Origin of the sequence: Streptomyces sp. NPDC001980, from assembly GCF_040296885.1 — a bacterium.
In the GTDB taxonomy this organism is placed as follows: domain Bacteria; phylum Actinomycetota; class Actinomycetes; order Streptomycetales; family Streptomycetaceae; genus Streptomyces.
Window position 1 is genome coordinate 518,862 of the sequence record NZ_JBEOYD010000001.1, and the last position, 24,661, is coordinate 543,522.

Annotated in this window: 23 protein-coding genes; 9 read left to right on the plus strand and 14 right to left on the minus strand. The window is 70.6% G+C overall.

Annotated features, from left to right (window positions below):
• The first annotated feature begins 8 nt into the window (after positions 1-8).
• Together ABT137_RS02280 and ABT137_RS02285 are read left to right on the plus strand one after the other, a co-directional pair.
• Complete coding sequence (locus ABT137_RS02280; protein WP_351701022.1) at positions 9-1,619, plus strand: methyltransferase; 1,611 nt, start codon at positions 9-11, stop codon at positions 1,617-1,619.
• Between the two features lie 140 nt (positions 1,620-1,759).
• Positions 1,760-2,296, plus strand: a complete 537-nt coding sequence (locus ABT137_RS02285; RefSeq protein WP_502984458.1) for a GNAT family N-acetyltransferase — start codon at positions 1,760-1,762, stop codon at positions 2,294-2,296.
• Positions 2,297-2,307: 11 nt separating this feature from the next.
• Here ABT137_RS02285 and ABT137_RS02290 read toward each other — a convergent pair whose 3' ends face one another.
• The 9 genes from ABT137_RS02290 to ABT137_RS02330 all read right to left on the minus strand — a co-directional run bounded on the left by ABT137_RS02290 (position 2,308) and on the right by ABT137_RS02330 (position 13,370).
• A complete protein-coding gene (locus ABT137_RS02290) occupies positions 2,308-2,781 on the minus strand; it encodes a GNAT family N-acetyltransferase (protein WP_351701028.1) in 474 nt (157 codons plus the stop codon).
• 94 nt (positions 2,782-2,875) lie between these two features.
• On the minus strand, positions 2,876-4,516 hold the full coding sequence (locus ABT137_RS02295; RefSeq protein WP_351701030.1) for a pyridoxal phosphate-dependent aminotransferase: 1,641 nt from the start codon (positions 4,514-4,516) through the stop codon (positions 2,876-2,878).
• A 259-nt stretch (positions 4,517-4,775) separates the two neighbouring features.
• Positions 4,776-5,930, minus strand: a complete 1,155-nt coding sequence (locus ABT137_RS02300; RefSeq protein WP_351701033.1) for an aldose epimerase family protein — start codon at positions 5,928-5,930, stop codon at positions 4,776-4,778.
• Between the two features lie 52 nt (positions 5,931-5,982).
• Positions 5,983-7,227 (minus strand): multiple monosaccharide ABC transporter permease, encoded by a 1,245-nt coding sequence (gene mmsB / locus ABT137_RS02305; protein WP_351701035.1) that lies wholly within the window; start codon positions 7,225-7,227, stop codon positions 5,983-5,985.
• Positions 7,224-8,786, minus strand: coding sequence for a multiple monosaccharide ABC transporter ATP-binding protein (mmsA, locus tag ABT137_RS02310; protein WP_351701038.1), 1,563 nt, complete (start codon positions 8,784-8,786; stop codon positions 7,224-7,226). Before mmsA ends, mmsB begins: the two co-directional genes overlap by 4 nt.
• A gap of 44 nt (positions 8,787-8,830) precedes the next feature.
• Positions 8,831-9,940, minus strand: a complete 1,110-nt coding sequence (gene chvE / locus ABT137_RS02315; RefSeq protein WP_351701041.1) for a multiple monosaccharide ABC transporter substrate-binding protein — start codon at positions 9,938-9,940, stop codon at positions 8,831-8,833.
• Positions 9,941-10,098: 158 nt separating this feature from the next.
• Positions 10,099-11,079, minus strand: a complete 981-nt coding sequence (locus ABT137_RS02320; protein WP_351701044.1) for a hypothetical protein — start codon at positions 11,077-11,079, stop codon at positions 10,099-10,101.
• Positions 11,080-11,193: 114 nt separating this feature from the next.
• Positions 11,194-12,216 (minus strand): zinc-dependent alcohol dehydrogenase, encoded by a 1,023-nt coding sequence (locus ABT137_RS02325; RefSeq protein WP_351701047.1) that lies wholly within the window; start codon positions 12,214-12,216, stop codon positions 11,194-11,196.
• Positions 12,213-13,370: a mandelate racemase/muconate lactonizing enzyme family protein gene (locus ABT137_RS02330; protein WP_351701050.1), complete on the minus strand. Its 1,158-nt coding sequence runs from the start codon at positions 13,368-13,370 to the stop codon at positions 12,213-12,215. Before ABT137_RS02330 ends, ABT137_RS02325 begins: the two co-directional genes overlap by 4 nt.
• A gap of 201 nt (positions 13,371-13,571) precedes the next feature.
• Between ABT137_RS02330 and ABT137_RS02335 the strand changes: the two genes are divergently transcribed.
• Positions 13,572-14,438, plus strand: a complete 867-nt coding sequence (locus ABT137_RS02335; protein ID WP_351701053.1) for an SCO2400 family protein — start codon at positions 13,572-13,574, stop codon at positions 14,436-14,438.
• Between the two features lie 179 nt (positions 14,439-14,617).
• Positions 14,618-15,091: a carboxymuconolactone decarboxylase family protein gene (locus ABT137_RS02340; RefSeq protein ID WP_351701056.1), complete on the plus strand. Its 474-nt coding sequence runs from the start codon at positions 14,618-14,620 to the stop codon at positions 15,089-15,091.
• A gap of 36 nt (positions 15,092-15,127) precedes the next feature.
• Here the strand turns inward: ABT137_RS02340 and ABT137_RS02345 are convergent, their stop codons facing one another.
• Complete coding sequence (locus tag ABT137_RS02345) at positions 15,128-15,577, minus strand: MarR family winged helix-turn-helix transcriptional regulator (RefSeq protein ID WP_351701059.1); 450 nt, start codon at positions 15,575-15,577, stop codon at positions 15,128-15,130.
• 91 nt (positions 15,578-15,668) lie between these two features.
• On the opposite strand from ABT137_RS02345, the gene ABT137_RS02350 reads away from it, so the two are divergent.
• Both ABT137_RS02350 and ABT137_RS02355 read left to right on the plus strand, forming a co-directional pair.
• Positions 15,669-16,667, plus strand: coding sequence for an NADP-dependent oxidoreductase (locus tag ABT137_RS02350; RefSeq protein ID WP_351701062.1), 999 nt, complete (start codon positions 15,669-15,671; stop codon positions 16,665-16,667).
• A gap of 95 nt (positions 16,668-16,762) precedes the next feature.
• Complete coding sequence (locus tag ABT137_RS02355; RefSeq protein WP_351701065.1) at positions 16,763-17,182, plus strand: organic hydroperoxide resistance protein; 420 nt, start codon at positions 16,763-16,765, stop codon at positions 17,180-17,182.
• 135 nt (positions 17,183-17,317) lie between these two features.
• On the opposite strand, the gene ABT137_RS02360 is transcribed toward ABT137_RS02355, so the two are convergent.
• Positions 17,318-18,481, minus strand: coding sequence for a serine hydrolase domain-containing protein (locus ABT137_RS02360; protein WP_351701068.1), 1,164 nt, complete (start codon positions 18,479-18,481; stop codon positions 17,318-17,320).
• Positions 18,482-18,718: 237 nt separating this feature from the next.
• Between ABT137_RS02360 and ABT137_RS02365 the strand changes: the two genes are divergently transcribed.
• Positions 18,719-19,573, plus strand: a complete 855-nt coding sequence (locus ABT137_RS02365) for a hypothetical protein (protein WP_351701071.1) — start codon at positions 18,719-18,721, stop codon at positions 19,571-19,573.
• A gap of 59 nt (positions 19,574-19,632) precedes the next feature.
• The gene (locus ABT137_RS02370) at positions 19,633-20,421 is read left to right on the plus strand and encodes an EI24 domain-containing protein (RefSeq protein WP_351701074.1); all 789 of its coding nucleotides are present in this window, start codon (positions 19,633-19,635) and stop codon (positions 20,419-20,421) included.
• Here ABT137_RS02370 and ABT137_RS02375 read toward each other — a convergent pair.
• The 3 genes from ABT137_RS02375 to ABT137_RS02385 all read right to left on the minus strand — a co-directional run bounded on the left by ABT137_RS02375 (position 20,411) and on the right by ABT137_RS02385 (position 23,809).
• Positions 20,411-21,625 (minus strand): pyroglutamyl-peptidase I, encoded by a 1,215-nt coding sequence (locus tag ABT137_RS02375; RefSeq protein WP_502984453.1) that lies wholly within the window; start codon positions 21,623-21,625, stop codon positions 20,411-20,413. The two genes, ABT137_RS02370 and ABT137_RS02375, sit on opposite strands and share 11 nt — an antisense overlap.
• Before the next feature lie 287 nt (positions 21,626-21,912).
• Positions 21,913-22,887, minus strand: coding sequence for an aldose epimerase family protein (locus tag ABT137_RS02380; protein WP_351701080.1), 975 nt, complete (start codon positions 22,885-22,887; stop codon positions 21,913-21,915).
• A 22-nt stretch (positions 22,888-22,909) separates the two neighbouring features.
• On the minus strand, positions 22,910-23,809 hold the full coding sequence (locus tag ABT137_RS02385) for an SGNH/GDSL hydrolase family protein (RefSeq protein WP_351701083.1): 900 nt from the start codon (positions 23,807-23,809) through the stop codon (positions 22,910-22,912).
• Positions 23,810-24,062: 253 nt separating this feature from the next.
• On the opposite strand from ABT137_RS02385, the gene ABT137_RS02390 reads away from it, so the two are divergent.
• Positions 24,063-24,557, plus strand: a complete 495-nt coding sequence (locus ABT137_RS02390; RefSeq protein ID WP_217551622.1) for a DUF3145 domain-containing protein — start codon at positions 24,063-24,065, stop codon at positions 24,555-24,557.
• Positions 24,558-24,661: the final 104 nt, after the last annotated feature.

Genomic DNA, 24,661 nt, shown 5'->3' on the forward strand with positions numbered 1-24,661 from the left:
AACCCTTCATGAACCTCTCCGTCGTACAGGCATGTCTGACGGAAACCGACCTGGACCGGATCCGGCGCGCGGCCGACCACGTCCGCGACCACGACACCGACCAGGTCCTCGCCGGGCTGCTGCCCGGCCTGACGGCCGACGAGCGGGCCGACGTCGCCCGCCACCTCGGCTACGACCACACCGCCGTACTGGTCTTCCCCGCCTCCCTCGACGGGCTCCGCGACGAACTGCGGAGCGCCGGCCTCGACCCGGGCCCCGTCACCCCGAGCGTGGTGGTGCGTGGGCGGCTGGCCCGGCGCTACGGGGCGGCCGTCGGCGACAGCCCGGTGGGGATCGTGCACGTGCCGGTGGCCGGGCGGACCGTGGAGATCTTCGCGCTGCCCGTGCCGCCCGGCTCCCCGCTGGAGACGGTCGCCGCCGACGAACGGGCCAGCGGCCACGAGTCGCACCACGCCTTCGCCGTGACCGCGCCGGGCCGGGTGATCCCCGCCGGACTGCGCACCCTGCTCACGGAACGCGGCGGCGCGGTCCCGGACGGCGGCGGCTACAACAACCACGAGAACGTCACCGTCCTCTACTTCCGCACCGCCGGCCACCGGCGCTTCGAACTCCGCCTCCCCGGCCGCCAGGAACCCCTCCCCGACCCCACCCTCGCCCTCCTCGGCGTCATGACCGGCGCCTGGGCCACCCAGGCCGTCCGCACCATGGCCGAACTGGGCATCGCCGACCACCTGGCCGCCCACCCCGCCCTGGACACCGCCACCCTCGCGACCCGCACCGGCGCCGACCCCGACGCCCTGCACCGCCTCCTCCGCTACCTCGCCACCCTGGGCCTGCTGACGTCGTCCCCCGACGGCACCCACCACCTCACCGCCCTCGGCGAGCCCCTCCGCACCAGCACCGAGCACTCCCTCCACCCGCTCGCACTGCTCTACGGCGGCCCGTTCTACGACTCCTTCGCCGGGCTCCCGTACGCCGTCAGCACTGGGCAGGAAGCTTTCGCCCACCGCTACGGCCAGCACCACTTCCCCTACTTCGCCGCCCGCCCCGAACTCGGCGACCTCTTCCACCGGGCGATGGCGGCGAGCGCGGAGATGTTCACGCCGGTACCGGACCTCGTCGACTTCTCCGCCGTACGACGCGTCGTCGACGTCGGCGGCGGCAACGGCGCCCTGCTCGGCCGGATCCTCCGCGCCCACGGCCACCTGGCGGGCGTCCTGCTGGAACGCCCGGAGGCCCTGGAGGCGGCCCGGTCGGAACTGGCCGACGTGACGGGCCGCTACACCTTCGTCGCCGGAGACTTCACGGAGTCCGTCCCCTCCGGCGGCGACATCTATCTCCTGTCCCGCGTCCTGCACGACTGGGACGACGAACGCTGCCTGACCATCCTGCGCCACTGCGGGCAGGCCATGCGCCCGGGCGCCGAACTCCTCCTCGTGGAACGCCTGCTGCCCAGCGACACGGCCGCAGCCTGGGACATCCACATGCTGTGCAACGTGGGCGGCCGGGAACGGGAAGAGGCCCACTACGGGCGCCTGTTGGAGGAGGCGGGCTTCAAGCCGACGGCCTGCCATGCGCTCCCCCTCGGAGCCTGGCTTCTGCAGGCCGTGCGGGACTGAGCGCTCCGCCGGCCGCCCGGTTCGTCTACCGCGCCCCGGAAGGGGCGCGGGGGACTGCGCGACCAGCCACGACGGCGCCGCACCCGGGCCTGGTGAGGATGGCAGAGAGCCCATGTGTCATCCAGAATGATCGGATGGTCATGCTGGAGACTCCCCGTTTGATCCTGCGTCGCTGGCGCGAGGAAGACGTTGCGCCCATGGCTGCCGTCAATGCCGACCCCGAGGTCATGCGGTGGATCCGTGACGGCAGCGTCCGCGACGAACAGCAGACTCGCCGCGGGATCCAGGCATGGGAGAGCGAGTGGGAGTCACAGGGCTTCGGCCTGTTCGCCGTGGAAATCCGGTCCACCGGCGAGCTGGCCGGGTTCACCGGCCTTTCGGTGCCCGACTTCCTGCCGGAGGTACTGCCGGCGGTTGAGGTCGGCTGGCGGCTGGGACGCTCCCACTGGGGGCAGGGCCTGGCCACCGAGGCCGCCGCGGCCGCCGTACGGTTCGGGTTCGAGGAGCGAGGGCTGGAGCGGATCGTCAGCATCACGCAAGTGGGCAACGACGCCTCCGAACGGATCATGACCAAACTGGGGATGCATCCGGTCCGTGAGACCGTGAATCCCACCGGCGGTCGGCGCGTACGGGTGTTCGAGTTGTCGTCGGACCAGTACGTCGCAACCACTCGTTGACGGCTGGCGGGTCAGGGCCGGGAGGCGTCGAGCGGCAGATCCCGGTGGAAGACGGCCATGGGCTGACCGGGGCCGTTGTAGTCGTCGACGATCTTCGCGTCGAAGCCGAGGCTGCGATGGAAGGCGATGGAGCCGGTGTTCTCGACTGACGTGATCGCCTTCAACTTCCGTGCACCGTGATGTTCCGCTGCCTCGGCGAACGCCGTGTACAGACGACGCCCGAGACCGGTGCCACGGGCATCGTCCCGGGTGGCGATCAGATGCACGTACCCGGTGCCGTCCGGGGTGACGAACCCGAAGACGTACCCGCGGATTCCGTCCTCGGCCCGGGCGACCAGGCAGGTGGAACCGAACTCCTGCACCAGGGCCAGCAGGTGCAGTGACCGAAGGTCGCGTTCGCCCCAATAACGGGAGTGATCAGTCAGGACCTGGTGGAAGTCCGCCACCGCGGCCGGTGCGATGTGTATCCCCATGACGACGATCATGGCAGGCGCGCCGGCCCGTTACAGGCGAAGGTCCGCACGGGTGGGGCCAGTTGTGACGCAAGTCCGGACCCGTGCGGCCTGTTCCCACCCCGCTCTAGCCGACCTGGCCCATCCCCGCCGCATTGGGCCAGCTCTGGGCATTCGGCCACCCCGTCGCCGGTGCCGGAGCCAGATCCGGGACCGGCGGGGCGGGCGCCGTCATACCCCGTACCTGCGCCGCCGTCAGCCCACCCCGGGCCGGTACCCCGGGCGGTGTGGGCCCGGCCGGTGCGGGAGCCGGGGCCGGAGCGGGGGCCTGCATCTGCATGGGCATCGGGGCGGGTGCGGGCGCCGGTGCCATCGGCGTCACCGGTGCCATCATCATCGGCTGCTGCTGGGGCTGCTGCATCTGCATGGCTGCCGCCGGCATCGGCATCCCGACGCCGCCCTGCTGCGCGGCGACGGGGAGCGGCATGCCGACGCCGGCGGCGGGAGCGGCGGCGAGTCCCGGGACGGGCATCGCGCCGACGGCCTGCGCGAGCTGGATGCCCGCCCCGTTGGTCTCGCTCACCAGCCGGTCCACCGCCGCCGTGCCCGAGCTGTAGCTGGTCCCATTGCTCAGCTCGGGCACGGCGGCTCCCCTCCTGGACCCGTAGAGCACCTGCTCCATGGCGGACACCAGGCGACGCACGTCCACCTCGGGGCGCACCACGAGCCTCAGGAAGCGGCTGGAGGACCCGATCTTGTTGCCGCACTCGCGGACCAGGATCCGGTGCTCGGTGAGCATCCGGTCCCGCACCACGGTGCCCTCGGCGCCGACGGGAAGGCGCACGAAGAGGAAGTTGCCCTGCGAGGGGTAGACCGTCAGGCCGGGCAGCAGGGAGAGCTGGCTGGCCATCTCCAGACGGTCACGGCGCACCTGCAGCAGGCTCTGCGCGTACTCGGCGCCGTGCTCCTTGAGCATGAAGACGACGTACTCGGCGAACGCGTTGAGGTTCCACTTCGGGAGCATCGAGCGGACCTTGCCGGCCAGGGCGGGGTTGGCGACCATGTAGCCGAACCGGATGCCGTGCAGGCCGAAGTTCTTGCCGAGGCTGCGCAGCACGATGACGTTGGGCCGGAGCATGGCCTCCTGGACGACGCTGGGCTCGGCCTCGGCGTCGGCGAACTCCAGGAAGGACTCGTCGATGACGATCAGGTCCAGGTCGGCCATGGCGTCCATGAACTGCACCAGCTGCTGCTTGTGCAGGAAGCCGCCGTCGGGGTTGTTGGGGTTGCAGATGACGGCGACTTTGGTGCCCCGCTTGCGGATGAACTCGGCGTACTGCGCGAGGTCGAGCGCGAAGCCGTTGGACTCCTGGAGCGGGAACATGTCGACGCGCTTGCCGGTCTCCATCGGCTGGTCGGTCCAGCGGCCGAAGGTGGGGACGGGGATGGCGAGGGATTCGCGGACCAGCAGGTGGTCGATCCAGGTGATCAGCTCGGTGGACCCGTTGCCCATGGCCACGGCCTGCGGGGGGAGCTGGAGGAGCTGGCACAGCTCGGCGGTGATGGTGTCGGCGCTGCTCGGGTAGAAGGTGATGATGTCCTTCAGCCGGGCCGCCATCGTTTCCATCATGGCCGGGGTGGGGAAGTAGGGGTTACAGGGGATACAGAAGTCGACCGGGCCGGTTCCGTCGCCTCCCTCGCGTGCCAGTGCCGCCATCGACGGGCTGTGGGCGCCGCTGCGGAACAACGAGGTGACGTTGCCGGCCATTTAACCTCCGTATGAGGCGGGCCCGATGGGGACGTCCGGGCCCGTCGTCTTGGGCGGCCCGCGCGGGGGAGCGCGGGCCGCCCTTGAGTACGGGGGCGGGTGCGGCGCTGTTCAACCCGTGTGAAAAAAGTGTGAGTTTACGTTTCTTCTTGGAACCGGCCTGTGCCGCGCCCCGTAGGGGCGCGAGGCCGTGTCGACGTGCGGCTCCGCCGCGTGGGCGCGACCAGCCCCTTACCGGCCGCGCCCACGCTGTCCCACCTCAGGCCCCGAACGAATGAACCGTCCGGGTCCTGTACACCTGCCCCGGCCGCAGCACCGTCGACGGGAAGCTCGCGTGGTTCGGCGAGTCCGGGAAGTGCTGGGTCTCCAGGCACAGCCCGTCGCCCTGCCGGTAGGTGCGGCCGGAGGTGCCGATGAGGGTGCCGTCGAGGAAGTTGCCCGAGTAGAACTGCAGGCCCGGCTGGTCCGTGGCGATCTTCAGCGTGCGGCCGGAGCGCGGGTCGCGCAGCGTGGCGATGTGCTCGGGCTTGGCGGTGACGCCCTTGTCGAGGACCCAGTTGTGGTCGAAGCCCTTGGCCTGCACCTGCTGGGGGTGACCCGCGCGGATGTCCCGGCCGACCGGCTTGCCCTTGCGGAAGTCGAAGGGGGTGCCGGAGACCGTGGCCAGTTCGCCCGTCGGGATCAGGCCCGAGTCGGTGGGCGTGTAGCGGTCGGCGGCGATCGTCAGCTCGTGGTCCTCGATCGTGCCGTTGCCCTCACCGGCGAGGTTCCAGTAGATGTGGTTGGTGAGGTTGACCACGGTCGGCTTGTCGGTGGTGGCCTCGTAGTCGATGGTCCAGTCGCCGTGCCGGTTCAGGGTGAAGGTCACCTTCGTCCTGAGGGTGCCCGGGTAGCCCATCTCGCCGTCGACGCTCGTGTAGTGGAGGTGCAGGCCGACGTCGGAGCCCGAGGTGAAGCCCTCGATGTCCCAGACCTTCGTGTTGAAGCCCTTGGCGCCGCCGTGCAGGCTGTTGACGCCGTCGTTGACGGAGAGCTGGTAGCTCTTGCCGTCGAGGGTGAACTGGCCCTTGGCGATCCGGTTCCCGTACCGGCCGATGGTGGCGCCGAAGAAGGTGGTCCCGGCGACGTACGCGGCCAGGTTGTCGTAGCCGAGCGACACGTTGGCGTACGTGCCGTGCCGGTCCGGGATCTCCAGGGACTGGATGATGCCGCCATAGGAGAGGACCTTGAGGCGGGTGCCGCCGTTCTCCAGGGACCAGCGGTAGACCTTGGTCCCGTCGGCGAGGGTACCGAAGAGCTCCTTCACCGGCTTCCTGCCTCCCGAGGCGGCCTCGGCCGTGCCCGTGCCGAGGGTGGTGGCGGCGATGCCCGCCGCCGCGGCTCCTGCGATGACCGTGCGTCTGTTCAGTTCCATGTGCGGCTCCCACAAAGGTGGGGCCCCGCCTTTCGGCGGGGCCCGAGCTGACTTACGAACCGGACTTGCGCTTGTTCCACACGTCGAATCCGACCGCCGCGAGCAGGGCGAGGCCCTTGATGACCTGTTGCCAGTCGGTGCCGACGCTGAGGAGGTTCATGCCGTTGTTCAGCACGCCGAGGACGAGACCGCCGATGATGGCACCGAGGATGGTGCCGACACCGCCGCTCATGGAGGCGCCGCCGATGAACGAGGAGGCGATCGCCTCCAGTTCGAAGCCGTCGCCCGCCTTCGGCGAGGCCGCGTTCAGCCGGGCCGCTACCACCAGGCCGGCCAGGGCCGCGAGCACGCCCATGTTCAGGAAGACGTAGAAGGAGACCTTCTTGTCCTTGACGCCGGACAGCTTGGCCGCCGGCAGGTTGCCGCCGATCGCGTAGATGTGCCGGCCGAAGACCGCGTTGCGCATCACGTAGCCGTAGCCGACGACCAGCGCGCCCAGGACGATCAGGATGATCGGGGCGCCCTTGTAGCTGGCGAGCAGCATGGTGAGGACGAGGATCGCGGCGACCAGCGCGGTGAGCTTCAGCAGGAACAGCCGGGTGGGCGGCACGTCCAGGGCGAACTCCTGCTGGCGGCGCCGGTCCCGGAACTCCTGCCAGACCACGGCGGCGATCAGCACGATGCCCAGCAGCAGCGTGATGTTGTGGTAGTTGGTGTCCGGGCCCACCTCGGGGAGGAAGCCGTTGCCCAGGTTCTGCAGCCCGTTCGGGAACGGGCCGATGGTCTGGCCCTGGAGCAGGATCTCGGTGAGACCGCGGAAGAGCAGCATCCCGGCGAGGGTGACGATGAACGACGGTATGCCGAGGTAGGCGATCAGGAACCCTTGCAGCGAGCCGGCCACGGCACCCATCACCAGGCACAGGATCAACGCGACCGGCCACGGCACGCCGTGATTGACCGTCAGCACGGCCGCGAAGGCGCCCACGAACGCGGTCAGCGAGCCGACCGACAGGTCGATGTGTCCGGCGATGATCACCATCATCATGCCGATGGCCAGGATCAGGATGTAGCTGTTCTGCAGGACCAGGTTGGAGACGTTGCGCGGCAGCAGCAGGTCGCCGTCCGTCCACACCGCGAACAGGGCGACGATCAGACCGAGCGCGATCAGCATGCCGTACTGGCGCATGTTGCGGCGCAGCCCGTCCAGGACCATCCGGAACAGGTTCCCGTCGGCGGCCGATCCGCTCCTGCCCGGCGGCGCGGGCGCCGGGCTCTTGGCGGTGACATCCGTGCTCATCGCGTTACCTCTTTGTCCTTCGCCTTGTCTTTCGTCATATGGCGCATCAGCACTTCCTGCGTGGCCTCGGCCCTGGGCACCTCACCGGTCAGGCGGCCCGCGGCCATGGTGTAGATGCGGTCGCACATGCCGAGCAGTTCGGGCAGCTCGGAGGAGATGAAGACGACCGCCTTGCCCTGGGCGGCGAGCTGGTCGATGACCGTGTAGATCTCGTACTTGGCGCCGACGTCGATCCCGCGGGTCGGCTCGTCGAGGATCAGCACGTCCGGACCCGCGAAGATCCACTTGCTGAGGACGACCTTCTGCTGGTTGCCGCCCGACAGCTTGCCGACCGGCTCGAAGACCGTCGGCGCCTTGATGTTCATGGACGTGCGGTAGCCCTCGGAGACCTGCCGCTCCTCGTGCTCGTCCACGATCCCGCGCCGGGCCACCTTGTTCAGCGCGGTCAGCGAGATGTTGCGGTTGATGGTGTCGATGAGGTTGAGGCCGTAGTGCTTGCGGTCCTCGGTGACGTACGCGATGCCGTGCCCGACCGCTTCCGCGACCGACTTGGTACGGATCTCCGTGCCGTCCTTGAGGACCGTGCCGCCGTCGTAGCGGCCGTAGGTCCGCCCGAAGACGTTCATCGCGAGTTCGGTGCGGCCGGCGCCCATCAGGCCCGCGATGCCGACGATCTCGCCGCGCCGGACGTGGATCGACACGTCGTCGACGACCTTGCGCTCGTGGTCGATCGGGTGCCGCACGGTCCAGTTGCGGATCTCCAGGGCCGGTGCCGCGTCCGTCTCGCCCTCGTACGCGGTCCGCTCCGGGAAGCGGTGGTCCAGGTCGCGGCCGACCATGCCCGCGATGATCCGCTCCTCCGTCGTCTCCTTCGACTTCACGTCGAGGGTCTCGATGGAGTGGCCGTCCCGGATGATCGTCACCGAGTCGGCGACCCGGCGGATCTCGTTGAGTTTGTGCGAGATGATGATCGAGGTGATGCCCTGGTTCTTCAACTCCAGGATCAGGTCGAGCAGTTTGCCGCTGTCCTCGTCGTTCAGAGCCGCGGTCGGCTCGTCGAGGATGAGCAGCTTCACCTTCTTCGACAGCGCCTTCGCGATCTCCACCAGCTGCTGCTTGCCCACGCCGATGTCGGTGACGCGGGTCTCCGGGTGGTCGTCGAGACCGACCCGGCGCAGCAGCTCGGTGGCGTGCCGCAGGGTCTCCCGCCAGTCGATGAACCCGCCCTTGGCGTGTTCGTTGCCGAGGAAGATGTTCTCCGCCAGCGAGAGGTACGGCGACAGCGCCAGCTCCTGGTGGATGATGACGATGCCGCGCTGCTCGCTCGCCCGGATGTCACCGAACTTGCAGAGCTCACCCTCGAAGAGGATGTCGCCCTCGTAACTGCCGTGCGGGTGGACGCCGGAGAGGACCTTCATCAGGGTCGACTTGCCGGCGCCGTTCTCCCCGCAGATGGCGTGGACCTCGCCCTGGTGGACGGTCAGCGTGACGTCCGACAGCGCCTTGACGCCGGGAAAGGTCTTGACGATCGAGCGCATTTCCAGGACGGGTCCCGCCATGGTCGTGCCTTCCAATCAGTAGGACAACTAGTGGGGGACAGCGGTCACTTGAGCTCGGCGTCGGTGTAGTAGCCGCCCTTGACGAGGACTTCCTCGTAGTTGGACTTGTCGACGCTCACCGGCTGCAGCAGGTAGGCGGGCACGACCTTGGTGCCGTTGTTGTACGTCTTGCTGTCGTTGACCTGCGGGGTCTTCTTGTTCAGGACGTCGTCGACCATGGTCGCGGCGACCTTGGCGAGCTGCCGGGTGTCCTTGTAGACGGTCTGCGTCTGCTCGCCCGCGATGATCGACTTCACCGAGGCCAGCTCGGCGTCCTGCCCGGTGATGACGGGCAGCGGCTGGCTGCTGGAGCCGTAGCCGTCCGACTTCAGCGCGGCGAGGATGCCGATCGAGATGCCGTCGTACGGCGAGAGCACCGCGTCGACCTTGGCGGACTTGTAGGAGGAGGTGAGGATGTCCTCCATCCGGGACTGCGCGGTCGCACCGTCCCAGCGCAGGGTGGTGACCTTGTTCAGCGCGGTCTGGCCGGACTTGACCACCAGCTGCTTCTTGTCGATGTACGGCTGGAGCACGCTCATCGCGCCGTTGAAGAAGTACTTGGTGTTGTTGTCGTCGTTGGAGCCGGCGAACAGCTCGATGTTGAACGGGCCCTTCTTGCCGCTGTCCAGACCGAGCTTGTGCACGATGTACGTGCCCTGTTCGACACCGACCTTCTCGTTGTCGAAGGACGCGTAGTAGTCGACGTTCTTCGTGCCGAGGATCAGCCGGTCGTAGGCGATGACCGGGATGTTGGCGTCCGCGGCCTCCTGGAGCACGTTGTTCAGGGACTTGTTGTCGATGGCCGCGATGATCAGGCCCTTGACGCCCTGCGTGATCAGGTTCTCGATCTGGGAGACCTGGGTGTCCGGGTCGTCCTCGCCGTAGACCAGCTTGGTCTTGTAGCCCTTGGACTCCAGGTTCTTGACGACGTTCTTGCCGTCCGCGATCCAACGCTCGGAGGACTTGGTCGGCATCGCGATGCCGATCGTGCCGCCCTTGGCACTGCCCCCCTCCTCCTTGCTGCCACCCTCACTGCTCTGCCCGCACGCGGACAGAGTGAGAGCGAGCGAGGCGGCCCCGGCTATGAGGGTGAGGGCGCTTCTACGAGTGCGCATGGTGATCGTCCCTGTTCTTCTCGTCGTTGAGATGTGTCAAGCAAGGTCGGTTTGAAGCGCCCCGAGGGGCAACGCCCCAAGGGGCGCGGGGCTGTAGTCGATGTGCGGCTCCGCCGCGTGGGCGCGACCAGCCACCGACGGCCCGCAGCCCCCATCGCTCATTCAGCGGCACCCTCGACGGGGAACCGGCGGAGAGAACCCGGCAGTCGCGACCCCAGCGGCGCCATCTCCCCGTCCGCCCCGTGCCGCGCCAGCAGATCCAGCGCCAGCCGCCCCCGCCGCACCCGCTCCCGCGCGGTGTCCAGGGTCACGTCCCGCAGATGGGTGCCCCAGGGGTAGATGCCGGGCGCCTTGGAGAGCCCGAACTTCAGGTAGATCGGCGCGCCGCGCCGGATCAGCTCGGCGACCTCGTACATCCGGATGTAGCCGCCGAGGTCGTCGGGGGCCTCGATGTACATGTCCATGGGCGCGCCCGACACCCGCCGGATCTCGGTGAGATGATCGAGCGTCAGGTCGCTCGGCACGTTGACGGAGTCGGCGCCCAGGTGCTCGAAGACGGAGTACGAGGCCGGGTTGACGGGACCGACCAGCGCCGAGACCTTCAGGGTCGTGTCGGCCGGGATGATCCCCGCCTGCCGGGCCCGGTGCAGCGTCCACAGCACGCCCTCGTCGGCGACCAGCAGACACTTGACGCCCAACTCGGTTGCCCGTACCGCGTCCTCGACACACCCGGCGACGGCGTCGTGGCCGCGGGCACGCAGTCCGGCCCCCCGCGAGTCGGAGCGCACCGAGCCGCCGATGTCCCAGGTGCCGCGCGGGCCGGTGAACAGGCAGAGCTCGATGTCCCGTTCGTTCGTCGCGTCGACCATCTCGGTGATCTCGGCGTCGGTGAGCATCCACACACCGCTGCCCTGGCTGATCCGGTGGATCGGCACGTCGAGCCGCGAGGACTCCTTGAGGACGACGGCCAGCGCCTCGGGACCCTCGCAGGAGGGGATCTCGGTGCGCCACTTTCCGCCGCCCGGGAAGCTGTGGGCGGAGGCGTCGGCGGGGTCGAGAGCGGGCGCGCCCAGGCCGAGGGCGGCGAGCGCTTGCTCACCGGGTCGGCGGGCCGCCGTAACGGAAGCGTCGGTCGTCACAAGCTGTCCTTCGTGTTCGGTATTTCGGACAAGGTTCGCGGCTCGGGGCAGAAAAGAAGCTGTGGTGGTACGCCGGCCACGGCGAGGTCAGGGCACGCCGCGACCGGCGTACGGCTAGGGGCGGAGCAGCACCTTGCCCACCTTCGGATCACCGGCCCCCACCAGCTCGATGGCGTGCGGGAACTCGGTCAGCGGCAGCTCGTGCGTGACCAGCGGCAACGGGTCGAGGAGACCGGCTGCGAAGACGCGGACCGTGTGCGACCAGGCGTCCGGCGGCGCCCCGAAGACGGTGTGCACCTCCAGTTGCCGTACGACGAGATCGGTCGGGTCCAGACCCTCGGCGCCGGCGGCCGGGATCCCGGTCAGGACCAGGCGTCCGCCGCGCCTGAGCAGGGAGGCGGCGGTGCGCGCGGCGGACGCGGACCCGGCGGTCTCGATGACGACGTCGAAGTCGTCGGGAAGCTCCTGGTCCTTGGTACGGAAGTCGGTGGCGCCGAACGACCGGGAGAGCGCCTCACGGTCGTTCCTGGTCCCCACCACCAGCAGCTCGCCCGGCGAGACCGCGCGCAGGAACTGCACGGCGAACATCCCGAGCGTCCCGGTGCCGACCACGGCGACCCGCTCACCCGGCTGGGCGTTGCCCTTGAGCGCGGCGGCCGCGATGCAGGCGGCCGGCTCAAGGAGGGCGGCGGCGGTCAGATCCGCATCGTCCGGGAGGGCGTGCAGCAGGCGGGCCGGGAGGGTGAGGGTGGCGGCCATGGCGCCCGGCTGGGTGAAGCCGGTCTCCTCGTAGCCGTCGGTGCACAGGGTGGTCTCGCCGGCGTGGCAGCGGTCGCACACCTGGCAGTTCCGGAACCCCTCGCCGACGACCTTGCGGCCGACGAGCGAGGCGGGCACTCCGGCGCCGACCGCCCGTACCGTCCCCGACCACTCGTGGCCCGGCGTCAACGGGTAGCGCACATACCCCTCGGGCCGGTTCCCCTGGTACACCTCGCGGTCGCTTCCGCAAATCCCGACCGCGTGCACGGCGACCAGCGCCTCGCCCGGACCCGGCTCGCGGGGCGTGTGCTCCTCGACCCGGTGGGCCCCCGGCGCCTCGACGACGACCTGGGAACCGGAGACGGCGGCGGGGCTCACTTCGCACCCTTCGGCTTGCGCTGCTCCCAGCCCTCGGCCCACAGATCGAACCGGGCCTGCTGCTGTGGGAACTCGGCGGCCGCGTCGGCGTCGAACTCGACCCCGAGCCCCGGCGCGTCGGACAGCTGGAAGTACCCGTCCACGACCTCCGGCGCCCCCTTGACGACCTTCTTGATCTCGGCGTCGGCGAAGTCGTTGAAGTGCTCCAGGATCTTGAAGTTCGGGGAGGTGAACCCGACCTGGAGGGAGGCGGCGGTCAGCACGGAGCCGCCCACGTTGTGCGGGGCGACCAGCACGTAGTGCGTCTCGGCGGTGGCGGCGAGCTTCCTGGTCTCCCAGATTCCACCGATATGGCCGACGTCCGGCTGGATGACGTCCACGGCCTGGCTCTCGAAGAGCTCGCGGAACTCGATGCGGTCGTGGATGCGCTCACCGGTGGCGACCGGGATGTCCACCTTGGCGGCGACCTTCTCCAGCGCCTTCAGGTTCTCCGGCGGGCAGGGCTCCTCCAGCCAGGCCGGCTTGAAGGGCGCGAGCTCGCGCACCAGCCGTACCGCGGTGGAGGGTGAGAACCGGCCGTGCATCTCCAGCATCAGCTCGGCGTCCGGCCCGATGGCGTCCCGCACGGCCTCGATGAGCGACACGGCGTACAGGGTCTGCTCGTGGTCCAGCTCGAAGTGCCCGGTGCCGAACGGGTCGATCTTCAGCGCCTTGTACCCGCGCTCCATGACCCCCTGTGCGGCCTTGTGGTACGCCTCCGGCGTCCGCTCGGTCGTGTACCAGCCGTTGGCGTACGCCTTGACCTTGTCGGTCACCTTGCCGCCGAGCAACTGCCACACCGGCACCCCGAGGGCCTTGCCCTTGATGTCCCAGCACGCCATCTCGACGACGGCGATACCGGACATGACGATCTCGCCGGCCCGCCCGTAGTCGCCGTACTTCATCCGGCGTACCAGGTCTTCCACCGCGAACGGGTCCGAACCGAGAATGTGGTTGGCCTCGGCCTCTCGCAGGTAGCCGATCAGCGCGTCGGTGTGACCGAGCATCCGGGTCTCGCCGACTCCGGTGATCCCCTCGTCGGTGTGCACCTGGACGTACGTCAGGTTGCGCCACGGCGTCCCGACCACGTGTGTGCTGATTCCGGTGATGCGCACGGCAGTTGCCCCTCAGCTGTTCGAAATTTCGTCACACGTTCGAAATGCTGGCGTGACAGTAAGGACGGGGCGGCAGGGGTGTCAATGGGTCGAACAGGTAACGGTTTCGGCAAGGCTTGCGATAGGTTTTTCGGTCCCCCACAGAACCTTCACAGGGGTGGCTGGTTAAGTGACTCGTGGGGAACTTAGTCTTCCCGCGTCATGGACTACTGCTACCCGTGCCGACGGCACCTCAACGGCGCCCTCGCCTGCCCGGGGTGCGGCACCGCCGCCGAAACGCTACGCGCGTCAGCGCCGGAAGCGGCCACCGCCGCACCGGTTACGCCCGGTGAAACTCCGTACACCCGGCCGGAGTTCGCCGACGGCGGGTACGGCCCCGGCCCGGAGGACGACGAGAACGTCGAGGACGACGGGGCCGGCGAGGCCGACGGACCGCCGTCGGGCGGCCGGGCCGAGCGGCGGCGGGCGGCGCGCGGGCGCGGCGGCCGGAGCCGGGGGCAGGCCGCCGAGAGTCCCGTCGGGGATCCGGAGGATCCCGAGGAGCCGCTGTCCGCCTCCGACGGGAGCCGTCGCGACCGCAAGGCCGCGGCCCATCGCCGACGGCGCCGCAGGGTCCTGCTGGTGGCCGCGGCGTGCGTGCTGGCGGCGGGCGGCCTGAGCCTCGCCGAACTCGGCACGGACGCCATACCGTTCCCCAGCCCCGGCCCGGCCTCGGCGGGCGGCGACACGACCGACGGTGGTACGTCGACGTCGTCCCCCGGTACGACGGCCCAGCCCCTGGACGACACCTCCGGCGCGACGGGCGCGACGAGCTCCGCCTCGGCCGACCCCTCCGCGTCCCCGTCCCCCTCCTCCTCGAAGGACAAGGCGTCCGACTCCCCGTCGGCGTCCCCGAAGGACACGGAGGGCCAGTCGGCGACGACGGGTCCGGGCAAGGTGACGACCCCGGCGACGACCCCGACGACCACGGCGGCATCGACGCCGACGGCGGACCCGACGACGTCGGACCCGACCCCGGACCCGTCGCCGAGCCAGACGTGCAACAGGTTCCTGTGGTGGTGCACGTAGCCCCGTAAGGGGCGCTGGGGGTACCCCCGGCCGAAGGCTGGGGGAGGAACTGCGCGACCAGCCCCCACCGGCCGGCACTCGAAGTACTACCAAAGCAAATCCAGCAAACGTGTCACATTCGGCGAACCCATTCCGTCGTAGGTGTGCAACCCACTGAGAGACACCACAGGGAGCACACCATGGAAGCCCGCCTGAACCTCTTCGCCAGCCCCACCGCCAACAAGCTGATCAGGCACTTCGTCGGCGCCGGCAAGGTCGCCCACGAGACGTCGGTCCCCGACTCCACCCTGGAGCTCGTGAAGATCCGCGCCAGCCAGATCAACGGCTGCGGCTACTGCCTCGACATGCACACCAAGGACGCGGCCGCCGCCGGCGAAGCCCAGCAGCGCCTCCACATGGTCGGCGCCTGGCGCGAGGCCACCGTGTTCACCGAGGCCGAGCGCGCGGCCCTGGAGCTCGCGGAACAGGGCACCCGCATCGCCGACGCGGCGGGCGGCGTGCCGGACGAGGTCTGGGCGAACGCCGCCAAGCACTACGACACGGAGGAACTCGTCGCCCTGGTGGCGACGATCGCCGCGATCAACGCCTTCAACCGGCTGAACGTCATCTTCCGGCAGCCGGCCGGCGACTACCGCCCCGGCCAGTTCGCGTAATCCCTCCCGCAGGGCCGGCGCCCGTCGGTGCCGGCCCTACGCGTCGAGCATCCTGCGCAGCAGATCCCGCAGGGACAGCCGCTCCTCGTCCGAGAGCCCCGCCAGCGGCTCGCGCGCGAAGCGCAGCCCCTCGCGCAGGTCACGGGCGACCCGGCGGCCCTCGTCCGTCGCCGCGGCCAGCTTCACCCGGCGGTCCGTCGGGTCGGGCCGCCGTTCCACGAGCCCGCGTGCCTCCAGCCGGTCCACGATCCCCGTCACGTTGGACGGCTCGCACTTCAGCTTCTGCGCCAGCTTCCGCATCGGCAGCGGCTCCAGCGACAGCAGGCTGAGCAGCCGCGCCTGCGCCCCGGTGAGCGTGTGCTCGCCCGCCGCCTCCTCGTAGTCCGCGTAGAAACGGGCCACGACGTCCCCGATGAGCTCGACGACCTCCAGGGTCAGGGCGTCGGGACGGCGGGTCTGCGCGGGGGTGGACTGTGTGGAGGACATGCGCCCCAGGGTACCGCGTTACTTGACATCATGAAATATTCAGGAGCATGGTTGTTTCAGGTACTGAAGTAATTTAGGAAAGGCGCACGTCATGATCAACCGCGAGTGGCACCTGCTGAGCCGTCCCGTCGGCTGGCCGAAGCCCGAGGACTTCGCCCTGGTCGAGGCGGAGGTCCCCACGCCGGGCGAGGGGCAGGTGCTCGTGCGGAACAAGTACCTCTCCGTCGACCCGTACATGCGCGGCCGAATGAGTGCCGCGAAGTCGTACGCCGCCCCCTTCGAGCTGGGCAAGGTCATGCAGGGCGGCGCGGTCGGCGAGGTCGTCGAGTCGAACGCCGAGGGGATCGCGGCCGGCGACCATGTCCTGCACTTCTTCGGCTGGCGCGAGTACGCGGTCATGGACGCGAAGAACGCGGTCAAGGTCGACGCGGCGGCGGCACCCCTGTCGACGTACCTCGGCGTCCTCGGCATGACCGGCCTCACCGCCTACGCGGGCCTGCTGCGCACCGCCTCCTTCAAGGAGGGCGACTCGGTCTTCGTCTCCGGCGCGGCCGGCGCGGTCGGCAGCCAGGTCGGCCAGATCGCGAAGCTCAAGGGCGCCTCGCGGGTGATCGGCTCGGCCGGCTCCGACGAGAAGGTCAAGCTGCTGGTCGAGGAGTACGGCTTCGACGCGGCCTTCAACTACAAGAACGGCCCGGTCGCCGAGCAGCTGCGCGACGCCGCGCCCGACGGCGTGGACGTCTACTTCGACAACGTCGGCGGCGACCACCTGGAGGCTGCGATCGGCCGGCTGAACCGGGACGGCCGGATCGCGGTCTGCGGCATGATCTCCGTCTACAACAACACCGAGCCCGCCCCCGGCCCGAAGAACCTCGCCCGCCTCATCCAGACCCGCGGCCGGATCGAGGGCTTCCTGGTCGGCGACCACTACGACCTGCAGCCGCAGTTCGTCGCCGAGGTCGGCCCGTGGGTGGCCTCCGGGCAGCTGAAGTACCGCGAGACGGTCGTCGAGGGCATCGAGAACAACCTGGAGGCGTTCCTCGGGGTTCTGCGCGGCGACAACACCGGAAAGATGATCGTCAAGCTGTAGGTCTGTCTGTGGTTTCCGGCATGCGGTAACTTCTTTCCGAAACCGTCGTCGATCGTGGGCGCGAGTCGCGGCGGACCGAGGAGAGAAGAAACCGCATGCCCATTCAGCAGTCCGACGTCCTCTACACCGCCGTCGCCACCGCCGAGAACGGCCGCGACGGCCGGGTCGCCACCGACGACGGCCGGCTCGACGTCGTCGTCAACCCGCCGAAGGAGCTGGGCGGCAGCGGGGCCGGGACCAACCCGGAGCAGCTGTTCGCCGCCGGCTACAGCGCGTGCTTCCAGGGGGCGCTGGCGGTCGTCGCCCGGCAGTCCGGCGTCGACGTGTCCGGGTCCCGGGTGACCGCGAAGGTGGGGCTCGGGAAGAACGAGGAGGGGTTCGGGATCATCGTGGAGATCTCGGCGGAGATTCCGGGCGTCGAGGAGGGGGTCGCCCGTGACCTCGTCGAGAAGGCGCACGGGGTCTGCCCCTACTCGAAGGCGACTGGCGGGAACATCAGCGTGACGCTGGCCTGACGGTCGTCGTTGCGCTGTGTGGAGGCCGCACCCTTGGACGTGGGGTGCGGTCTCTCGTCTTGCCGGGTGCGGGTGCGTTGTGGTTGCTCGCGCAGTTCCTCCCCCAGCCTTCGGCCGGGGGTACCCCCAGCGCCCCTAAAGGGGCGCGTTCAGCGCTGCCTTGTGCACGGCCAGTGCGAGCCGGTCGTTCTCCGGTGCCGCTCCTCCCGGGAACGCGAACCGCCGGCGTGTGTAGCCGTAGGCGACCCCGCTCCGTGGGTCCGCGAAGGCCTGGGAGCCCGATGCTCCGCTGTGGCCGATCGTGCCCGCGCCGAGGAACGGGTGCCAGGTGTCCGCGGTCGCCTGGAAGCCGAGGCCGTACGACTTGTGGGCGCGGGCCACGAGGTCGTAGCCGACCGAGTGGAACTGGCCGAACTCCGCCACCGTGTCCTCCTTCAGCAGCGGGGCCTCGCCGTCGACCTCGCTGAGCAGGGCCGCGTACATCCCGGCCAGGCCGCGTGCGGACCCCACCCCGCCGAAGGAGGCCGGGCCCTTGGCGCGGACCAGCCGGTCGTTCGGGAGGGCCGTCAGGTCCGTGGGCTCGGCCGTGTGCCTGTTGAAGGCGATCCCCGCGAGGGTGTGCGGGCCGGACGGGACGGCGTCGAGCAGGGCCTGCTGCTCGGGGGTCGGCCGCATCGGCAGGGTCGTGCGGAAGCGCGGCTCGTGGGCGGCCGGCAGGCCCAGGAAGAAGCCGAGGCCGTACGGCGCCCGGACCCGCTCCTCGTACACGTCCTGGAGCGTACGGCCGGTCGCGCGCCGCACCACCTCGCCGGTGAGCGCCCCGACGACGAGGGCGTGGCAGCCGAAGGCCGTGCCCGGGCGCCAGAACGGCCGCTGGTCGGCGAGGCGTTCGGCCATCGCGCGGTCGTCGGCCAGCTCCTGCGGGCTGAACCCGCTGTCCGTGCCGACCAGGCCCGCCCGGTGCGCGAGCAGGTCCCGCAGGGTCAGCGTGCCCTTCGCCTCGGCGCCGAACTCCGGCCAGTAGTAGGTGACTTTACGGTCCAGCTCCAGCGTGCCGTCCTGCACCAGCATCGCCACGACCAGGTGCGCCGCCCCCATGGTGGACGAGAACACGCCGTACAGGGAGTCCCCGCCGGCCCCCTCGCCCGCCCACAGGTCGACGACCCGCCGGCCGTGGACGTACGCACACAACTGCCCCTCGTAGTCGGCCGGTTCGCCGGCGACGAAGGCGGCGAACTCGTCGCGCACCGCCTCGAAGCCCTCCGCGACCGTGCCCTGGACGGTGATCTCCTGCGTCATCCGTTCTCCTCAACCGAGCCGCCGGGGGCAGCTCCCACTGTGAACAACGCCCTACCCACCCGGGCGACCTACCCCATCGGACGGTCCCGCAACAGGGGCCGGTGCAGGATGCACGCGTACCTCCGCTGCCGGTTCCTGAGATCGGTACGGCGAGATGTACCTGTTCGACTCAACCGGGGCATGCTGAGGGCGGACACACCGCGGAGAGACCCCACAGCGGCGGGAGGGCCCCGGCCCATGGCGACGATTCCTTCACTTCCCGGCAGGGCGGACGTGCTGCGCATGGCCCGCAGCACCACCGACATCACCGGCCAGCTCCTGGACACCGCCCAGAACCTCACGAAGATCGCCGTCAACACCCTGGACCCACGCGAGGGCTCGGCCCCCGAACTGCTGCGCGTCCTGCGCCGGACGACCGCGGAGCTGGCCGAGGCCAGTGCCGCACCGGGGGCGCAGGAGGCCTTCTACCGCGTCGTGGAGACCCTCACCCGGCTCGGCACCAGCGGCGCCCCGCTGGCCGTGCACCCGGTGGCCGAGCCGCTGCTGACGGCCCTCAGAGACGGCCTGCTGCCGCTGCTGGACGCGGTGGAGCCGGCGGTGGAGGAGTTCGCGGCGGCGCTCCGCGAACTGACCGAGGCGCTGTCCCCGTTGCTGCCGGTGGCCGCGGGCGGGGCGGCCGGCGTCCTGCTGGCCCTCACCCCGCTGCTGCGCACGGCGGCCGAGGTCCTCCGGGACTCCGCCCCCGAACTCCACCGCATCGCCGACGCCGTCACCTCGGCCGTGGCCCCGCTGCTGCCCCTCCAGGCGGCCCTGGCCGAGCGCGCGACCGCGGCGGGCGCGGGCGTGGTCCGGGCCGCGCTGCCGCCGCTGGCCGACCTGACGGAGGCGGCGGCGAAGACGGCCAGGGCGGCGGGCCCGGCCCTGATCGCCGCCGAGGAACTCGCCGTGACCGGGCTCGAACACCTCCAGCCCCTCCTGCTGGCCTCCGCCGCCCGCGCCGGCCGGGTGGCCCGGGCGACGGCGGTACGGGTGTCGGCGGCGGTCAGTCCGGCGGCGGACCGGGGCGTGGTGGTGGCGGTGACGCCGGCGTAGCCCCAGCCGCGTTCATGACCCCCGCGGTGCCCTGCCCGGGCCCCGGTAAAGTTTTCGCCATGCGTGATCTCGGGGCGGGTTTCGGATATCTCCTCAAGGGCCAGCGGTGGGTCGGCCGGCACGGCAGGCAGTTCGGTTTCGGTCTGCTGCCCGGCCTGATCACCCTCGTCCTCTACGCGGCGGCCCTGGTCGCCCTCGCGATATGGGGAGCGGATTTCGTCGCCTGGGCCACCCCGTTCGCCGACGACTGGTCCAGCCCCTGGCAGGGCCTCTTCCGGGGCTTCCTCACGGCCGTCCTGTTCGCCCTCGGCCTCCTCGGCGCCGTCCTCACCTTCACCGCCGTGACCCTGCTGATCGGCCAGCCGTTCTACGAGAACCTCTCCGAGAAGGTAGACGCGGACGTCTCGCCCGACGGCACCGCGCCCGAGTCCGGGCTGCCGTTCTGGCGCGAACTGTGGATCTCGGCCCGGGACAGCCTGCGCGTCCTGGTCCGCGCCGGCCTCTGGGGCGTCCTGCTCTTCGCCCTAGGCTTCCTGCCCTTCGTCGGGCAGACCGTCGTACCGGTCATCGGCTTCCTCGTGACCGGCTTCTTCCTCACCGAGGAACTCGCCGCCGTCGCCCTCCAGCGCCGGGGCGTCGACCTGCGCGCCCGGCTCGCCCTGCTCCGGTCCCGGAAGACCCTGGTGTGGGGCTTCGGCACCCCGCTGGGCCTGGCTTTCCTGGTCCCGTTCGTCGCGGTGTTCCTGATGCCGGGCGCGGTCGCGGGCGCCACCCTCCTCGCCCGCGACCTGCTGGGCGAGGAGACGGCGGCGGAGGACGACCGCGCGGACGAACCCGTCAGTTCCTGAAGCTCGCGTCCGCCGCCACGGTCACGATCGCCCGCACCTGGTCGATGATGTCCACCCGGTTCCGCACGAACTCGGGGTCGGTCACCTGCGTCGTGTTCCCGGCACCGAACTGCAGCACCGGCGTGTGCACATGCCCGCCGGGCAGCGTGTCGTGCAGCCCGAGCCGGTCGCGCAGCAGCGTGGCCCGGTAGGCGATCTCGTTGGACAGGTAGTCGCCGCCGCCCCCGGCCCGCGCGGTGGACCCGGCGGTCGGCCCGTCCGCCCGTACGACGGGATCGCCGCCCCCGGCCGGGATCTCGGTCACCTCGGTGTGGTCGTACACCGGGAACCGACCCGTGTCCGCCGCCGTGATCGCCGCGTACGGGAGGGTGGTGGTCGTCCACTGCGGCTGCGAGGCCGGGTCGGCGACCGGGACGGTCCCGGTCCGGCCGATGTTCTCGTTGTCGGGGAACCCGCCCCGCCAGGCGCCGTTCGTCCGCTCCACGTCGAACCGCCCGACCCGCCCCTGGCTCACGGTCGTGAACAGGTCCACCTTCGGCAGGTACGGCCGGAGCGTCCGCTCCACGGTCCCGGCCGCGAAGTCGTCCCACCGCACCGGGAACACGGCCGTCTCCACCCGCGCGGGCCCCTCGTCCGTCTCGATCACGGTCCCGTCGAGGGCCAGCGCGCTCGCCCCGGACGGATTGGAGATCCGGATGTCCCGGTCCAGCGTGAACGGGTCGAACCCGGTGACGAGGATCCGCCGCACGCCCTTGCCGGGGTAGCGGATGTCGGTCTGTCCGCGCGAGGTCCGCTCCAGCACGTCCAGCAGCGCCGCCCGCTGCCGCTCGCTCACCTCGAACCCGGGCTCCCAGGTGCGCACCTCCCGCGTCATCCCGAGCCGCGCCCAGTACAACGGCCGGTCGTCGTCCCGGCTCAGATCACCCCCGGTCGGCCCCCGCCCCTGTGCCCGGTCCACGGCCCGCCGCCACAGCGCCGACCCCTGCCGTGCCACGGCCTGCCGGGCCTGCGCGTAGGAGTGGGCGCTCTCCAGCGCCCGGGCGAACCCGGGTGCCACGTCGTCGAACCCGGACCGCCGGAGTATCTCCTGGGGCACCGGCTGGTCGAGCCGCTGTTCCTCGACGGTGGGGGAGGGGGCGGTGCCGGCCTGCGCGGCGGTGGGGACGAGCGCCCCGGCCAGCAGCACGATGCCGAGAACGCCCATCCGAACACGTAGGGAAGTCAAGGGAGTTGGCCTTCCGTCGCAGTGGGGTGCGTGGTGCCGATCGGGCGCAGTATCGCGTGTGAGCTGCGACGTGGTCTACACCATGGGCCTCTCCCCGCGAACCCGTGGGCGTTTGTGAAGGGTTCGTACGAGATCACCGCGACGCGCCCGATGACCGGCCGTCTTCGCACAGCCGCGGCTAAGGTCGGAGCCGGGACGAGTCCCCCTTGAGCAGCCCCGGTCCGGGACCTGACCCCTGGGCCGGGGCTTGCGTGCTGTCGGGAGCGTCAGTCCCGCACGCCGAAGCCGTACACCGTCTCCGAGCGGTAGGTCCCGCCCGGTTCCAGCCGGGTGCCCGGGAACTCGGGGCGGTTGGGGGAGTCCGGGAAGTGCTGGGTCTCCAGGGCGATGCCGTCGCCGGGGGCGAAGGGGCCGGTCAGGTGCTCGGCGGTGTAGAGCTGGATGCCGGGTTCGGTGGTGGCCACGGTGAGGGTGCGGCCGGACGCCGGGTCGTACAGCTCGGCGATCTCCACCGGAGTCTCCGTCACCCCCTTGTCGAGGACGAGGTTGTGGTCGTAGCCGGAGCCGACCTTGCGGGCCGTACGGAAGTCGAAACGGGAACCCGAGACGTCCTCCAGCACCCCCGTCGGAATGAGATCCCCGTCCACGGGGGTGTAGCGCGAGGCCGCGATCCGCAGCTCGTGGCCGCCCGCGTTCCCGGAGCCCGCCAGGTTGAAGTAGCTGTGGTTGGTGAGGTTCACGACGGTCGGCGCGTCGGTGACCGCCTCGTAGGAGATGTGCAGCGCGCCCGACTCGTCCAGCGTGTACGTCACGGCGACCTCCAGCCGCCCCGGGAACCCTTCCTCCCCGTGCGGACTCACCCGCGACAGCCGCACCCCGTGCTCGACGGCCGCCACCTCCCACACCCGCTTGTCGAAACCGCGGGTGCCGCCGTGCAGGGAGTTGGGCCCGTTGTTCGGCTCCAGCGCGTAGGTCACGCCGTCCAGCGGGAAGCGGGCGTGCGCGATCCGGTTGGCGTACCGGCCGACCAGGGCGCCGAAGTAGGGCCCCGGGTTCTCCAGGTAGCCGTCCAGACCGGCGAACCCCAGCACCATGTCCGCCGTCCGCCCGTCCCTGTCCGGGACCTCTGCCGACTGCACGATCCCGCCGTACGACAGCACCCGCACCCGGGTCCCGGCGCGCTCCAGCGTCCAGCGGTGCACCGCGGTGCCGTCGGGAAGTGTGCCGAAAAGTTCGCTCATGGGGAAACCCTAAGCCAAGGGTCTAGTCCACCGGATCCTTGGCGGTGATGGCCCGGTAGGCGATCGCGGCGAGCTTCGACTGGCCGTCGGTGCTCGGGTGGAACCAGTCCCAGTGACTGAGCTGATCGGTCCCGAAGCGGTACGCGTACACCGCCCCGCCGTCGAAACGGCACCGCCGGTCCTTGGCGCAGACGTCCTCCAGCACCTTGTTGTAGTCCTCGACCCGCTGCTGCACCTTGTCCCGGCGCACGGTCGCCGCGCCGGCCAGGTTGTCGGCGTCGGAGAGCATGGAAGGGCAGATGCCCAGCTTCCACACCTGCTTGCCCAGCGGGTTGGTCCGTCCCTCGGACCACAGCCGCTTCAGGTTCGGCACACTCGCCACGTACACCTGCGTCTTCGGCAGTGCCTTGCGCAGGGTGCCCAGCGCGTCCTCGAACTCGCTGCGGAAGTCCACCACCGAGGTCATCGCCCGCACCGACGTACGACAGGCGTCGTTCGCCCCCACCATCACCGTCACCAACTGCGGCCTGCGAACCACCGCGTCGGCCATCTGCCCCGGCAGGTCGGCCATCCGGGCGCCGGTCTCCGCGTAGTTCCAGCTGTGGTCCGCCGCCTGCGCCCGCCCCAGCAGCCGTACCGCCAGACTGTCCACCTGGTCGCTGGTACCGGTCGCCCAGGACACCTCCGGGCAGTCCGAGAGGACCGTGCAGGCGTCGAAACCGCGGGTGATGGAGTCGCCGACGGCCGCGATCGAGGCCGGGCTGCGGTCCCACACCTGCACGGTCCGCGCGGCCCGCGTCTTCTCGCTCTTCGTCGCGGCGGAGGAACCGCCCAGCACATCGCACCCGGCCACCCCCAGCGCGGCGGTGACGGCGACGGCGCCTGCCAGGGCACGCGAACGCCGGCGTCGCTGCTTGCGCATACCCCGTCGGTCCTCTCCGTTTGCCCGATCGTCCCCCGTAATGACAACGCACGGGAGTTCCCGCCCCGCGCCCTGCAACGGACCACCCCCGTACAAGCGTCCCCCTGGGTGAATGGCGGGGGTTTCCTGGCTGTGGGACCGACGGTACGTCACACTCCTTGCGCCACCGCACGGTAGCCTCGCCATCAACGCGGCCGTCGTGGTCACTGCCGCCAGCCAGCCAGCAAGATGTCCGCTCAGCCCGGAGGTTCCGGTGACGACACGTGGAGTTCTGTACGTGCACTCCGCGCCCCGCGCGCTGTGCCCGCACGTCGAGTGGGCCGTCGCCGGGGTGCTCGGCACGCGCGTCAACCTCGACTGGATCCGCCAGCCGGCCGCCCCCGGCACCTGGCGCTCCGAGTTCTCCTGGCAGGGCGAGGTCGGCACGGCCTCCAAACTGGCGTCCGCACTGCGCGGCTGGCACCTGCTCCGCTTCGAGGTCACCGCCGAGCCCTGCGCGAAGGCCGAGGGCGAGCGCTACAGCTGCACCCCCGACCTCGGCATCTTCCACGCGGTCACCGGAATCCACGGCGACATCCTCATCCCGGAGGACCGCCTGCGGGCCGCCCTGACCCGCTCACAGCGCGGCGAGACCAACCTGGAAGCAGAGATCGCCAAGCTGCTGGGCAAGCCGTGGGACGACGAACTGGAGCCGTTCCGCTACGCGGGCGAGGGCGCCCCGGTGAGGTGGCTCCACCAGGTGGTCTGAGGCCGGTTGCCGTCCGCGGCGCCGTCGTGGCTGGTCGCGCAGTTCCCCGCGCCCCTGACGGGGCGCTCGGCAGCACCCTTGTTTTCAGGGGCGCGGGGAACTGC